Raw genomic sequence first — 13,930 nt, forward strand, 5'->3', positions numbered from 1 at the left:
CTTTTAAAACATCCTCTAAGTGAAAGAGTTATAAAATATCTAAGACAAATTTTAGAAAATATTGATGAATATTTAGTTAATCAGCAATATTTAGATTCTAAATAATGTAATAGGGAGTGTAATAATCTTAAGTTATAATCAATCTTCAAGGTGCTAGTGAGTCTAGATTTTTCATGACTCTTGTTTTCTTATTCAATCACCAAATCGCTTCAATATTTAAAACAAAACCCTGTAAAACATCTTCTCCTGACAAAGTAACAGGCGATTCCAACACCTCAACCTCTTGTCCTTGCCGATAAATCTCCACTTGCCGCGATTTACGATTAATTAACCAACCCAAACGTACACCATTATCTATGTATTCCCTCATCTTTTCCTGAGCAACTTTCAAACTATCACTTGGCGAAAGTAACTCAATTACAAAATCAGGAGAAATGGGGGGAAACTTTTGTTTTTCTTCTTCAGTTAAAGCATCCCATCGTTCTAACTTTATCCAAGAAGCATCAGGTGAACGATCTGCACCATTAGGTAATTTAAAACAAGTAGAAGAATCAAAAGCGATGCCAGTACCATCGGTATCTGACCAATTAAATAATTGTTGATTTAGTCTACCATTACGATTTCCGGTTTCTCCTCCGGTTGGTGGCATGATAATTAGTTCTCCGGTTGCAGTGCGTTCAAACCTCAAGTCACGGTTTGCCTGACATAGATTAAAAAACTGCTCATCTGTCAGTTCCAATACTGATTGAAGGTTTACCGTTAAAGCATTCATAGTCATATCTCAGATGAAAAGTTAAGGCAGGCTTTATGCCTGCCCATGTAATCCTATTCTATGCCTTCAATCCGGTCTTCAACCTCCTGGTACAACTCGCGCAGACGATCTAAATTATCCTCGCTAGTCTCCCAATAACCGCGTCCATTCACTTCCAACAAAGTTGATACAATCTTGCGGAAAGAATGGGGATTAAGGTTCAGCAACCGCTTCTGCATTTCTTCATCTTTGATGAAGGTTTCGTTAGTATCCTCATAAATCCAGTTATCCACAGCGCCGGCTGTCGCACTCCAACCTGTTGTATTCACCAACCGTTTGGAGAGTTCGCGCACACCTTCGTAACCGTGAGAAAGCATCCCCTCGTACCACTTGGGATTTAACAATTTGGTACGCGCATCCAAACGCACGGTTTCTGATAATGTCCGCACTTGGGCGTTAGCTGTGGTTGTGTCTGCAATATAAGATGCTGGTTTTTTACCATCACCGCGCAGACTTGCCACCAGCTTTGTGGGATCTGAATCGAAGTAATGGGAAACGTCCGTTAAGCTAATCTCGGAAGAATCCAAATTTTGGAAAGTTGCATCAGCAGTTTTCAATGTACTTTCAAAAATCTGCCGGGATTCGTCCATAATTCCGGGGTTATCGGAATTGAAGGAGAAAGATTTCCGGTTGAGATACATTTCCTGCAACTCGGCTTCGCTATCCCAAGTGCTGTTTTCTACTGCCAAGTTGATATTTGACGAGTAGGAACCAGAAGCGTTGGAGAAGACGCGCGTCGCTGCTTGACGCAGATTAATTCCCATATCTTCGGCTTGTTGCAAAGCATGTTTGCGAACAAAGTTCATTTCTAAAGGTTCATCCGCCTCAGCCGCCATCTTCACGCCTTGGTCTAGCAGGTTCATTTGATTGATGAACAAGTCGCGGAATACACCAGAACAGTTGATTACCACGTCAATTCTGGGTCGTCCCAACTCTTCTAGAGATATCAATTCCAACTTGTTCACCCGTCCCAAGGCATCGGGAACTGGACGCACACCCACCATCCACATAATTTGCGCTAGGGATTCACCGTAAGTTTTGATGTTATCGGTTCCCCAGAGGACGCAGGCAATGGTTTCTGGCCATTTTCCATCATTTTCAGCCTTGTTACGTATCAAAAGCCTGTCTACGACGATTTTGGCTGATTGTACTGCTGCCGTTGTTGGGATGGATTGCGGATCTAAAGCATGGATATTCTTACCCGTGGGCAATACATCCGGGTTGCGGATGGGATCGCCACCAGGGCCAGGTAAGATGTACTCACCTTCCAAGCCTCTGAGTAATGCTCCTAGTTCGTTGTCGGCACAAACTTGTTGCAGGCAGAATTCCAAATACTCAACTAGGGGTTTTAGGGCGGCGGTGTCAACTTTGGGATAACCTGCTTTATGCAATGCTTCCACCCAAGGTTCCTTTTTGCCCATGTTGAAGAAATTCAACCGGGAAACCAGAGAAACTCGTCCTTCCGCGTCGATTTGCTCTTGGACAAGGGCGGTAACTGCTGCACGGGTTGCCAAGGTGATATCTTGCAATAACTGGACATCTTCTAAAATGCCTCTGTCATTATTTTGGTAAATATCGTCAATGTTACGCCCAATGCTGTTAGCGATAATTCCCGGTAAGCCTTGAAGTCCTTCTTCTTGACGATCTAGACTAGCAATATTTACCAGAGTTGCGATCGCTTCTTCTGCACTTGGGGGTTTACCAATTACGTGCAAACCACAAGGCAATAACCGCGACTCGATTTCCATCAACTTGCGGTAGACGTTGCCAACAATATTATCCCGCTCGTCGGTACTCATGTCTCTGGCATCGGTTTCTGGCAGGTCAATATCCTTATCCAGATTCACGATCCGGCATTTATCCATGATGCTGTTAACAATGGAAACACCGCGTCCACTATCTTTTAAGGTTTGGTAGGAAGCAATTAATTCGCTGAGTTCCTTCAAACCTTTATACAAGCCAGCATTTTCTGCCGGCGGTGTCAAGTAAGAAATTGTTTCGGCGTAACTCCGACGTTTGGCAATTGTCGCTTCACTCGGATTATTCGCTGCGTAGTAATACAGGTTGGGAATTGAGCCAATTAAGTTATCTGGATAACAATCACCAGACATCCCCATCTGTTTACCTGGCATGAATTCTAAGGAACCGTGTGTACCAAAGTGCAGTACAGCATCAGCTTTCCAAACTTGCTCTAGGTAAGTGTAGTAAGCAGCAAAACCGTGGTGAGGACTAGCTGAACGGGAAAATAACAGCCGCATCGGGTCGCCTTCGTAACCAAATGTAGGTTGGACACCGATGAAGACGTTACCGAATTGCTTACCATAAATCAGCAGATTTTGCCCATCGCTGTTGAGATGTCCCGGAGGTGGACCCCAGTTTTCCTCTAGGCGTTGAGAGTAAGGGGTCAGCGCCTCATACTCAGGAACCGACATTTTGTAAGCAACGTTCAGTTCTGGGCTATTGTACTGCGCCTGTGCATCGTGGATGACTTCTTGCATCAACGCTTCGGCGGATTCTGGCAATTCTGGTAAGTCGTAGCCGTTATTTTTAAGGGCTTTCATTACCTCGTAGATGGAACCGAATACATCCAAGTAAGCGGCGGTTCCGACGTTGCCTTTATCTGGCGGGAAGCTGAAAACGGTGATGGCGACTTTTTTATCCAGTTTTGGCTTGCGGCGCAGATTTGCCCATTTTAAGGCGCGTTCCGCGACAGCTTCAACCCGATCGCGCAGTGCGATCGCTTTCCCTGTAGTTCCATCTCTACCAGATAAGATAATCGGCTCAATTGCTCCATCCAATTCAGGAATTGCAATTTGCAAAGCTACTTGAATTGGATGTAACCCTAAATCGCTATCCATCCACTCTTCTGTGGTTTGGAATACTAAGGGTAACGCCACCATGTAAGGACGGTTTAAGCGTTTGAGTGATTCAATTGCTTTGGGATGGTCTTGTCTGGCTGGGCCACCCACTAAAGCAAAACCAGTCAGCGATATCACTGCATCTACTAACTGTATTTTGGTAATTGGTTCGTAGAAGTAGGCATCCACAGGCTTGGAGAAATCCAAACCACCAGCAAACACAGGTAATACCCGTGCGCCTAGTGCTTCCAACTCCTGAACCATTGCTACATAATGGGCATCATCACCTGTAACTAGGTGAGTGCGTTGCAATACTAACCCGACACAAGGAGCTAGGGGATCTTTTAGATCACTAGAAATATCCTTACGAGCTGTGTACCAATTCAGGTACTCTCTGACATCTTCAAACATACTGGGAGCTAAAGGATGCCAAATCCCTAAATCGGGATAAACCACCGGCTGTTCGTATGTAGAAGGTTCAAAATTTTGTTTCTCTAAACCTTTAAATACATATTTATCAGCTAGCATCAGCAAGAAGTTTTCCAGATTTTCTGGAGAACCACCTAGCCAATACTGAAAACTGAGCATGAAATTTCGGGCATCCTGTGCCTTATCCATAGGTAAAAACTTCAGCACTTGCGGCAGGGTTCGCAAAAGCTTCAGCATCCCATCTTGGAATCCCGCACCGGATTTTTCTTTGCGTTTCCGCATGAATTGGGCGATCGCACTTTTTGACTGACCCAATTGTGCCAAGGAAAAGCTGCCCATTTTACTCAGGCGCATTACTTCCGGCATGGAGGGAAAGACAACGGAAACATCCAAGCGATCGCGGTGCGGTTCTACTGCCGCTACTACTTTCTGTGCTAAGTCTTCGATGAATATGAGAGAAGCGATGAAGATATTCGCATTCTCAACTTCTCGTTTGAACTCTTCGTAGTTCTCTGGGTCGCGGAGTTCCTCAATCAAGTACCCGCTGATTTCAATCGCCAAGTTGGGATTGTTCGCGTTAATGGTGCGAACTGCTTGCGACAAAGCACTCTGGTACTGGGACTCAAGCACGACATAGACCACCTTGATTAAACTACGTCCGCGTAAGTTATCAGGCGCAATGTGTCTAATGGTGGACTTGACGTGTGTGAACATGCTTCTTCGGCTCCTTTGATGCGTGTTCTCTGAAGGAAGTTCCTAGCGGCATCATCAGCCACAGGTAACTTGTGATTTTTAGGCAATATCTGTTTTTTATCAGAAAATGCTTGCCCAGTAGGCATTTTATCCCTTATATGACACAAATCGATATAAAAAACGAAATATTTCTTTGTAATTGTTGACTTTGTATAAAAGTAATTGCTCACACATTTGTAAACTTTTTGCAATATAAATTTATAGCTAAATAGTTATTTAAGTATAAAATTCTATCTACAAAACAAAACCCGCTTGTGCGGGCTGTCAAATTGGTGTTTTGTTTGGCGGAATGCGTAGGAATAGCTGTCATTTCTAGCCTCTGGCTGGAAACAAGAATGAAATCTAAGAGTAAAATGGCAAGCTTCATCAAAACTTAAAAAAAATAAGACAAAAAGAACTTGAATATTTTTTTGCTGTATGAAAGAATTCAAAGTTATTGCTTTTGTTTTGTTAACCTTTACTTAATTTTAGACCCTTGTAAATCAACTGTTTCACATTTAATGCTCTAATAAACCAATCATACAAGTTAAAAATAGTACTTTTATATGCCTAAATGATACTGAGACATATTTGGTAAATATCTGGGCTGATGGGTAAACCTATGCCTATTAGTCACTCACCTGATATTTACCCAAAAGTAATCATACACGAGCAGAAAAATCATACTTCCACAGCAGATATTCAATTCTCAACCCTAAATAATTGAAAAGCTGAAAAAAATCTGTGAGGAGTGACCTAGATAATTAAGGTAGAAACTGATGACACGTTTAGGTTTTCAAAAATCAAGCTATATTGCCCAAATCAAAGTTTTATTATTAACATTTTTGATAACAATTATTCCATTTTCTTTAAGTTTAATATTCTTCAAATTAAAAACTAATGTCACTACAGACTATTTGACGAGAGATCCATCTGCCATAATGAGCGCACCTTTTTATCTAGGATTCTTCTCAAATATTGGTATATTGTTTTGGTGTTCTTCTGCAACTATTTGTCTTTTTAGTTATATGCTAGTCAAAAAAGATATTAGAGCTAAAGAATATTCATCGTTTTTTTTGTTTTCTGGACTCCTGACATCTTTGTTACTTTTTGATGACTTTTTTTTAATTCATGAGAGTGTATTTCCTGATTACTTACATATTAGTGAGAAGATAGTTTACGCTGGCTATATTTCACTTATGTTAATGTTTTTTCTCAAGTTTAAAACAATACTGAAGAAAACTGAATTTCTGATTTTATTATCTGCGTTTATATTTTTTGGATTATCAATTGTTTGTGATAATATATTCCCCAATATCCCTGTTGCCATAGAAGATACGTTTAAATTAGTAGGAATTACTACTTGGTTTACATATTTTGCGAGGATATGCTTACAACGAGTCAGCAAACTTCTAAGTTTGTCACTTTTGGAAAAACAGTCTTTGTTACGCTAAGAGGATTGTGCATGAATTTTTGACCCCTAAAAAGGTACAAAGTCAACACACTAGGCTCTGCCTATAGGTCAGATATTGAGTCTCTGACTCAATGAATGCATTCCCAGTTGGAGACTGGGAACGAGGAAATGCTTCTCAAGCTAGGTTTTTAGGACTTGTGTGTACACCGTAGACTTAAAGAGATGGGAACTGGAATCCAAGTCTCCCAATTTATCGGGAGATTTAGAGGGATCTAAAATTTTTGATCCCGACTAGAAGACTTTTCAAACATCCTTTATACGCAATTGAAAACTGCCATAACTTAATCCTCTAAAATCTGGATTTCATCAAGTTGATTAATCACCACATCTGCACCTCGGACATTATCTGACTTACCTACCCAAGTAATACCAATACAACCTGCGGCTTTGGCATTACGCGCCATTTGCATATCACCAACTGAATCACCCACCATCAATGTAGCGCCTGGTTCGACTCCCAAAGCTTGGCAAGCTTGCAAAAATAGCACTGGATCTGGTTTACTCGGCCCCTCATCTACTCCCATTTCCAACTCGATATAATCACTTAACTGGTGATTAACTACAAAATTACGTACTTCTTCAGTTGTCGCGGCTGAAAGGATACCAAGTTTTAGTCCACCTTCTTGCAGGTATTTCAAAATTTCTAAGCTACCTACAAACAGTGGTGAAGGAGTTTGTCCAATATATTTCTCCGCTTCATCTAAAGCTTGACGGGCTATTTTTAAGCACTCAAACCATCCTCTTCCAGTTTCAGCAATATATGCCGCAGCTGCAACTTCTGTTTCGCGGCGACTCGCTACTGATATTAAACCTGCGGGATCTAGAAAATTACTATTGATGCCAAATGCCATTAATAGCGGTTCCCCGGTTCCAGGGATTTGAGCATCTATTAATCTTGCTGCCTTTTGTGCAAGCGATCGCAAATACGTTTCTGAATCTTCTAGAGTACCGTTTTTGTCAAACAAAATTGCCTGGATATTATCAAAAGTGATATTTCTACATTTAATGCTTGCCACAATATTCCACCCCAGTTATTTAGTCGCGATAAATCGCCGTTTTTACAATAATCAGTCCTTTGTAGAGACGGCGATTTATCGCGTCTCTTGCCTTAACCGAACCGTATTCTCCTAACTCCTAGCAATTTTCCACATAAAAAAAGAGGGAAAAACCCTCTTTATACAAAAATTTAATACTCTTACTTAAAAAGAAGTAAAACTATAAATGTATTATTCTTCAATAGCTGCTGGAATTTCTTCTTCAGTTTCCGTTGCTGCTGGAATCTCTTCTTCAATTTCCGCAACTACTGGAATTACTTCCTCAATTTCTGCTGCTGGTGGAATCTCTTCTTCGAGTTCTGCTGCTGGTGGAATTTCTTCCTCAATTTCTGCTGCTGGTGGAATCTCTTCTTCGAGTTCTGCTGCTGGTGGAATTTCTTCCTCAAGTTCCGTCGCTGGTGGAATATCTTCATCTGCTACAACTTCAGCAGGAGCAGCAGGAGCAGCAGTAGCACCTTGTTGCTTGGCTAACAGCTGTTCACGATACTTAGCAGCCATTTCTTCCGCCTTATCGTAGACCAAATCCCGGTTTTTAATCATGTCACCAGGTTCGGGTTCTAGCTGCTTGGTAGATAGGGAAATCCGACCCCTTTCTGCATCCAAGTCAATGATCATAACTTTCACTTCATCATTGACATTGAACACGCTATGGGGTGTATCAATATGTTCGTGAGAAATCTCAGAAATGTGCAGTAGACCACTGACACCACCAATGTCGATGAAAGCACCATAGGGTTTGATACCACGAACAGTACCAATCACTACTTCGCCGACTTCTAGGCGGTTCATCTTGCGCTCAACCAGTGCCCGACGATGAGATAGAACTAAGCGGTTACGTTCTTCATCCACTTCTAAGAATTTCAGTGGTAGTTCTTCGCCTACCAATTCTTCTTTAGGTTTGCGGGTACTGATGTGAGAACCTGGGATAAAGCCACGTAATCCTTCAATTCTTACCAATGCACCACCGCGATTGGTTGCAAATACGCCAGAACGCACAGTAGCATCTTCTGCTTGCAGCTGTCGCACGCGCTCCCAAGCCCGCATGTATTCAATACGGCGAATGGAAAGGGTTAATTGACCATCTTCGTTTTCATCGGTAAGGATGAAAAATTCGCGCGTTTCGTTTGACTGTAATACTTCTTCCGGGCTATCCACCCGGTTAATAGACATTTCTTGTATAGGTATATATGCTGCGGTTTTAGCACCAATGTCAATCAGAGCGCCGCGCGGCTCTATACTGAAAACTGTTCCTGGGACAACATCACCAGGGCTAAAATGATAATCGTATTTGTCAAGTAGAGCAGCGAAATCTTCGTGAGTGAATCCAATTTCTGTAGCGGTTAAATTCTGATTGACCATGCTGATTTGTTCCTGGTTCTAGTCTCCGTAAAGGTTGTGCGACAAGCGTAATATGTTGTGCAAGCAGTTTTATGGCAGCTTACACAAAACATCCTTTTTCATCCTAGCGCAGAAAAGCTAGCATTAACACATATCTACTCCCAAGATTGGAAATTATATCACAATCTTAAAATGATTGCTGATTCACTTAGTATTTAAAACTAAATAAAGGACAAATACAATAATATCCGTTGCTACTAAGTATGGTAGCAACGGATATTAACGTTAAATCAGCTTAAAGCTCTGGAAATAGGCTCTACTTATCTTTTGGTTTCTCAAAGCGAGGGGGTTCGCGAAATGCGATCGCAAAAAAGAGAGTACCTATACACAGAGTAAAAATCAAGATGTACGCAACGCTTTCCATATTATGATTCCCTGCCTATTGAGCCAGTAATTTAAATTGTGAATGCTGGGTGCTGAGTGCTGAATCAGAGCCTTAACTCGAAACTCAGCACTCATAACTCAGCACTGAAATTAAAGGGCTTCCTTCCGGCGGGTTGACTTGTCACCCACTTTCTGGAACAGACCCCACTCAACTTGCTCTTCTAGATCCGCATCAACACCAGCAAATACGTCTCGGTAGATTGTCCGAGCGCCGTGCCAGAGATGACCAAAGAAGAACAGCAGAGCAAATACGGCGTGTCCAAAGGTAAACCAACCTCTAGGACTGGTGCGGAATACACCATCAGAGTTCAAGGTTTCCCGGTCAAATTCAAAGATTTCACCACCTTGAGCTTTACGGGCATACTTCTTCACATCAGCTGGTTCTGTAAAGGTCTTACCATCCAGATTGCCACCGTAGAAACTAACGGTGACACCAGATTGCTCGAAGCTATACTTAGATTCTGCCCGACGGAAGGGAATGTCAGCGCGGACAACTCCATCTGCATCAGTCAAAATCACTGGGAAGGTTTCAAAGAAGTTGGGGAGACGACGCACGGTCAATTCCCGTCCTTCAGAATCTTTGAATACGGCGTGACCTTGCCAAGATTGGGCAATACCATCACCCTTCACCATTGGCCCTGTACGGAATAGACCGCCTTTAGCGGGGCTATTACCGACGTAATCATAGAAAGCCAGTTTTTCGGGAATTTGCGACCAAGCTTGGTCAAGGGTTGCACCTTGAGCAACACTAGTTTGGACGCGGCGCTGAATTTCTTGACGGAAGTAGCTTTGATCCCATTGATAGCGGGTGGGGCCAAATAATTCGATGGGTGTGGCGGCGTTACCGTACCACATAGTACCAGCAACCACGAAAGCAGCGAAGAAGACTGCTGCAATACTGCTAGAAAGTACTGTTTCGATGTTCCCCATCCGTAAGGCTTTGTAGAGCCGTTCGGGGGGTCTAACTGTGAGGTGGAATAAGCCTGCAATAATACCAACAACACCAGCGGCAATGTGGTGAGCCGCAATGCCACCAGGGTTATAGGGGTTAAAACCATCTGGCCCCCATTCTGGTGCTACTGCTTGCGCGGCGCCAGTTATACCATAAGCGTCAGAAACCCATATCCCCGGCCCAAATAGTCCGGTGACGTGAAAAGCACCAAATCCAAAACAAAGTAGACCAGATAAGAACAGGTGAATGCCAAACATTTTTGGCAAGTCGAGAGCCGGTTCACCAGTGCGGGGATCTCTAAAGAGTTCCAAATCCCAGTAAACCCAGTGCCATACGGCAGCTAGGAATAAAAGACCGGAAAGAACAATGTGAGCCGCAGCAACGCCTTCAAATGACCAAAAGCCAGGATCAGTGGATGGACCACCAGTAACGTTCCAACCACCCCAAGATTGGGTAACGCCCAAACGTGACATGAAGGGCAGAACGAACATCCCTTGACGCCACATTGGATTGAGAACTGGATCGCTAGGATCAAAAACAGCTAGTTCGTAGAGTGCCATCGAACCAGCCCAGCCTGCTACTAGGGCTGTGTGCATTAGGTGTACAGAAATCAGTCGCCCTGGATCATTCAGAACGACTGTATGTACTCGGTACCAGGGTAGTCCCATCGACTACGCTCCTCCTCGATGAGTTAGTTTACAAAGCAATTTTCTTACTGAGGTTATGAGAGACGAAAAACGCCACTCATAAAACTCTCTCTTGTTTTTTGTTATTGCCAGAGCCAGAGTATTACCACAGCTTAGTCTTAATAAGTCATACACCGTGGGTGCTTTGGCAATGCTTACTCGCTTCGGGAGGTTTACCTATGTAGGGTAGCCATCGCCAAGCAAAAATGAGAATGTTTTAAAAAGTGTAACTATTGATGGAATTGTTTGCAAGCGTGTAAATTGATGCGATCGCGTAGCATCTCCAAGTTTTTTCGCTACCAATCCCTTTCGGAGATTAAATTTGCTTATCTTTTCTTTATGATCAAGGGGGCATTGGGAATTGGGCATTGGGCATTGACCAGAAAAAGCTCCAGCAAGAGGGAGCAGGGAAAAAAATTCTTTCCCATGCCCCATGCCCCATGCCCCATATTTACTGAACCACCATCTGGATATTTTGCAGTTGACACTTAGTCTCAGCTGTACCCAGGCGTTCAATTACCTGTTCGGCGCTCATTAGACGCTTGAGTACTACTTGACCTATAGTCTTACTGGCAATTACTGGTGTTGTTGGCTTCACTTCCACGGTTAAAATGGCTTCTTCTACTCGATAAAGCCATAGCAATTCGTTTTGTTCGACTAAACAAATATTCATTCGCTGAATATCTGGTTGGCGTCGCCATGCGGTTATTTGCCAGAGTCCATCAGATGCCCAGACTCTAGCAACTGCCCATCCTTCAGATAGAAAGAAATATTTCACGGTTTTAGTCTCACTATTAGACTTTCAATCTGCTGTTAACGATATCGCGATCGCTTGATTTCGCTGATGTACAAACATGAGATTTTTGCCAATACAGCCGATCTTTGCGATAAACCACTCAACAGGTGTCTGTGCCCAAGCAGCAACAGGCAAAGTCTTAATGTACACTACTTGGACTCAGGTCAAAGTGTAGCAAAGCTATTTCCTAGTAATTATAGAATTTGCGACAAATTTAGCCGATGTTTAAAATCTTAATTAAATAAAAATTTTTCAGTATTTAACAAATGTCAAACTCTGTATTCTTGTCAATGATTTTTTGTAACAAAATAGTGCGTAGGCGTAGTCCGTCGTAGACATGGCAAAGTAGTAATAAACTTACAAAATTTTAATTTAGATGCTCACGGAATCATTTTCATAGAGCAAATTCTTTCCTTGCTGGTTGCAAGTTATTTTTATTCCTAAGTATATACTTAGCTGTAAATATTGCTGTAATTAATTGTAAAAATCCAACAAAATAGTCATAAATGTAGTAAGATTGCTGACCGCTGATATCAAATATATTATTGCTATGACCTGGTTTTCCTTGTCCGTGAAACGGTGGGGTCGGATTACACAATTCCTATCTTTGTTCTGTCTATGTTTATTTTTGGTTGTTAGTTGCGCTCCTCGTCCTAATCCTTCTACGCCACCAGCGGGTTCTGTAAATAGCCCTACAGGTGATGGTCGTATTACTATAGGTACAACAGCAAAGCCAAGAACCCTTGATCCGGCTGATACCTATGAGTTAGCGTCCTTGGGTTTAGTGTTTAATATGAGCGATCGCCTCTACACTTACCAACCAGGAAGCACGGAAATTGAGCCACAACTCGCTACAGCATTACCCAAAGTTACTCAAGATGGCTTGACTTATACCATTCCCTTACGTCAGGGAGTAGTTTTTCACGATGGGACTCCCTTCAACGCCCAAGCGATGGCGTTTACGATCAACCGCTTTATTCAAAATAAAGGTAAACCCTCATTTTTACTAGGTGATATAGTAGATTCAGTAAATACCACAGGCGAGTATGAGTTAAGCATCAAGCTGAAAAAGCCCTTTGCAGCGTTTCCTTCACTGTTGGCTTTTCCTGGGGTATGTGCGCTTTCACCAAAAGCTTACGAACTCGGTGCAGGTAAATTCAAGCCGAATACCTTTGTGGGAACTGGCCCTTACAAGTTAGCGCAGTATGGTACTGATTCAATCCGATTTGATGCCTTTGATAAGTATTGGGGAGAAAAGCCAGCTAACAAGGGTGTTAACGTCCAAATTCAAACTAGTCCGGTTAATTTGTTTAATGCTTTCCGTACAGGCGCAGTCGATATAGCTTATCTGTCGCTACAGCCAGATCAAAATCGCAGTTTGGAAGAAGGAGCAAAAAAAGGTGATTGGCAAGCGATCGCAGCTCAAGGTAGCGTAGTAAGTTATCTGGTATTAAACCGGAATCAGCAGCCTTTAGATAAATTAGAGGTAAGACAAGCGATCGCATCAATAATTGACCGTCCACTTTTAAATCAGCGGGCGTTACTTGGTCAAGCAGATCCGCTTTATAGCATGATTCCCACGACATTCAATGTTTCTGTGCCATTATTCAAAGATAAATATGGCGATGCTAACTTTGAACAAGCTAAAAAATTATTAACTACTGCTGGTTTCTCCAAAGAAAATCCCGCAAAAGTACAAATTTGGTATCCTTCTAGTTCGCCTACTCGCAGTTTGGCAGCACAGACACTCAAATCTCTTGTGGATACCAAAATGGATGGAATACTGCAATTTGAAGTTACCCAAGCTGAAGGGCCTGCCTTTTTTAAAGACATTTCCAGGGGTTTGTATCCAGCAGCTTTACTTGATTGGTATCCAGACTTTTTAGATCCAGATAATTACGTCCAGCCGTTTTTGTCTTGTGACAAAGGTTCAGTTGCTAAAGGATGCGAAGATGGAGGCAGTCAAACTCAAGGTTCGTTCTACTATAGCGAAGCTATAAATAAACTGATTGATCAGCAACGCAAAGAACAAAAACCTGAAGCGCGTCAGAAAATCTTTACCGAGATTCAAACCCAAGTAACAACTGATGTACCTTACGTTCCCTTATGGCAAAACAAAGACTATGTATTTGCCCGAAATGGTGTGAGCAGCGTCCAACTTAACCCTACGCAAATTCTGGTTTATCACACAATTAAAAAGTAGTCATTGGTCATTAGTCATTGGTCATAGCTTTTGACTTTTGACTCTTAAATAAAATCTTTCATGTTCAATACTGAGACGTTGTTTGAAAAGTTTTTCGCTGTGACTTTCGGCACTTTTAGATCCCCCCTAACCCCCCTTATAAAGCAGGGTGG

10 protein-coding genes are annotated in these 13,930 nt (G+C 42.4%); 2 read left to right on the top strand and 8 right to left on the bottom strand.

The features are described from left to right. Positions 1-196 precede the first annotated feature (196 nt). Positions 197-772: a Uma2 family endonuclease gene (locus tag A4S05_RS35675; protein WP_069074484.1), complete on the bottom strand. Its 576-nt coding sequence runs from the start codon at positions 770-772 to the stop codon at positions 197-199. A gap of 53 nt (positions 773-825) precedes the next feature. Further along, the gene (locus A4S05_RS35680) at positions 826-4,812 is read right to left on the bottom strand and encodes a magnesium chelatase subunit H (RefSeq protein ID WP_069074485.1); all 3,987 of its coding nucleotides are present in this window, start codon (positions 4,810-4,812) and stop codon (positions 826-828) included. 797 nt (positions 4,813-5,609) lie between these two features. On the opposite strand from A4S05_RS35680, the gene A4S05_RS35685 reads away from it, so the two are divergent. After that, entirely contained in the window at positions 5,610-6,284 is a 675-nt protein-coding gene (locus A4S05_RS35685; RefSeq protein ID WP_069074486.1) for a hypothetical protein, read from the top strand. 301 nt (positions 6,285-6,585) lie between these two features. Here the strand turns inward: A4S05_RS35685 and A4S05_RS35690 are convergent, their stop codons facing one another. The 6 genes from A4S05_RS35690 to A4S05_RS42385 form a co-directional block, all read right to left on the bottom strand. After that, on the bottom strand, positions 6,586-7,320 hold the full coding sequence (locus tag A4S05_RS35690; RefSeq protein ID WP_069074487.1) for an HAD family hydrolase: 735 nt from the start codon (positions 7,318-7,320) through the stop codon (positions 6,586-6,588). 210 nt (positions 7,321-7,530) lie between these two features. Next, on the bottom strand, positions 7,531-8,718 hold the full coding sequence (locus tag A4S05_RS35695; RefSeq protein ID WP_069074488.1) for a 30S ribosomal protein S1: 1,188 nt from the start codon (positions 8,716-8,718) through the stop codon (positions 7,531-7,533). 295 nt (positions 8,719-9,013) lie between these two features. Further along, a complete protein-coding gene (locus tag A4S05_RS39755) occupies positions 9,014-9,121 on the bottom strand; it encodes a photosystem II reaction center protein T (RefSeq protein WP_084227385.1) in 108 nt (35 codons plus the stop codon). 110 nt (positions 9,122-9,231) lie between these two features. Further along, a complete protein-coding gene (gene psbB / locus A4S05_RS35700; protein WP_069074489.1) occupies positions 9,232-10,761 on the bottom strand; it encodes a photosystem II chlorophyll-binding protein CP47 in 1,530 nt (509 codons plus the stop codon). Between the two features lie 469 nt (positions 10,762-11,230). Beyond that, complete coding sequence (locus A4S05_RS35710) at positions 11,231-11,557, bottom strand: hypothetical protein (protein WP_069074491.1); 327 nt, start codon at positions 11,555-11,557, stop codon at positions 11,231-11,233. 24 nt (positions 11,558-11,581) lie between these two features. Next, positions 11,582-11,725: a hypothetical protein gene (locus A4S05_RS42385; RefSeq protein ID WP_176727207.1), complete on the bottom strand. Its 144-nt coding sequence runs from the start codon at positions 11,723-11,725 to the stop codon at positions 11,582-11,584. 400 nt (positions 11,726-12,125) lie between these two features. On the opposite strand from A4S05_RS42385, the gene A4S05_RS35715 reads away from it, so the two are divergent. Next, the gene (locus tag A4S05_RS35715; RefSeq protein ID WP_069074492.1) at positions 12,126-13,778 is read left to right on the top strand and encodes an ABC transporter substrate-binding protein; all 1,653 of its coding nucleotides are present in this window, start codon (positions 12,126-12,128) and stop codon (positions 13,776-13,778) included. Positions 13,779-13,930 lie beyond the last annotated feature (152 nt).

The organism is Nostoc sp. KVJ20, assembly GCF_001712795.1.
Lineage (GTDB): Bacteria > Cyanobacteriota > Cyanobacteriia > Cyanobacteriales > Nostocaceae > Nostoc.

Bases quoted from the DNA above. Each gene is read 5' to 3' on its own strand.
- A4S05_RS35695 (WP_069074488.1), bottom strand. From the start codon at position 8,718: ATGGTCAATCAGAATTTAACCGCTACAGAAATTGGATTCACTCACGAA.
- A4S05_RS39755 (WP_084227385.1), bottom strand. From the start codon at position 9,121: ATGGAAAGCGTTGCGTACATCTTGATTTTTACTCTGTGTATAGGTACT.
- psbB (WP_069074489.1), bottom strand. From the start codon at position 10,761: ATGGGACTACCCTGGTACCGAGTACATACAGTCGTTCTGAATGATCCA.
- A4S05_RS35680 (WP_069074485.1), bottom strand. From the start codon at position 4,812: ATGTTCACACACGTCAAGTCCACCATTAGACACATTGCGCCTGATAAC.
- A4S05_RS35675 (WP_069074484.1), bottom strand. From the start codon at position 772: ATGAATGCTTTAACGGTAAACCTTCAATCAGTATTGGAACTGACAGAT.
- A4S05_RS35685 (WP_069074486.1), top strand. From the start codon at position 5,610: ATGACACGTTTAGGTTTTCAAAAATCAAGCTATATTGCCCAAATCAAA.
- A4S05_RS35715 (WP_069074492.1), top strand. From the start codon at position 12,126: ATGACCTGGTTTTCCTTGTCCGTGAAACGGTGGGGTCGGATTACACAA.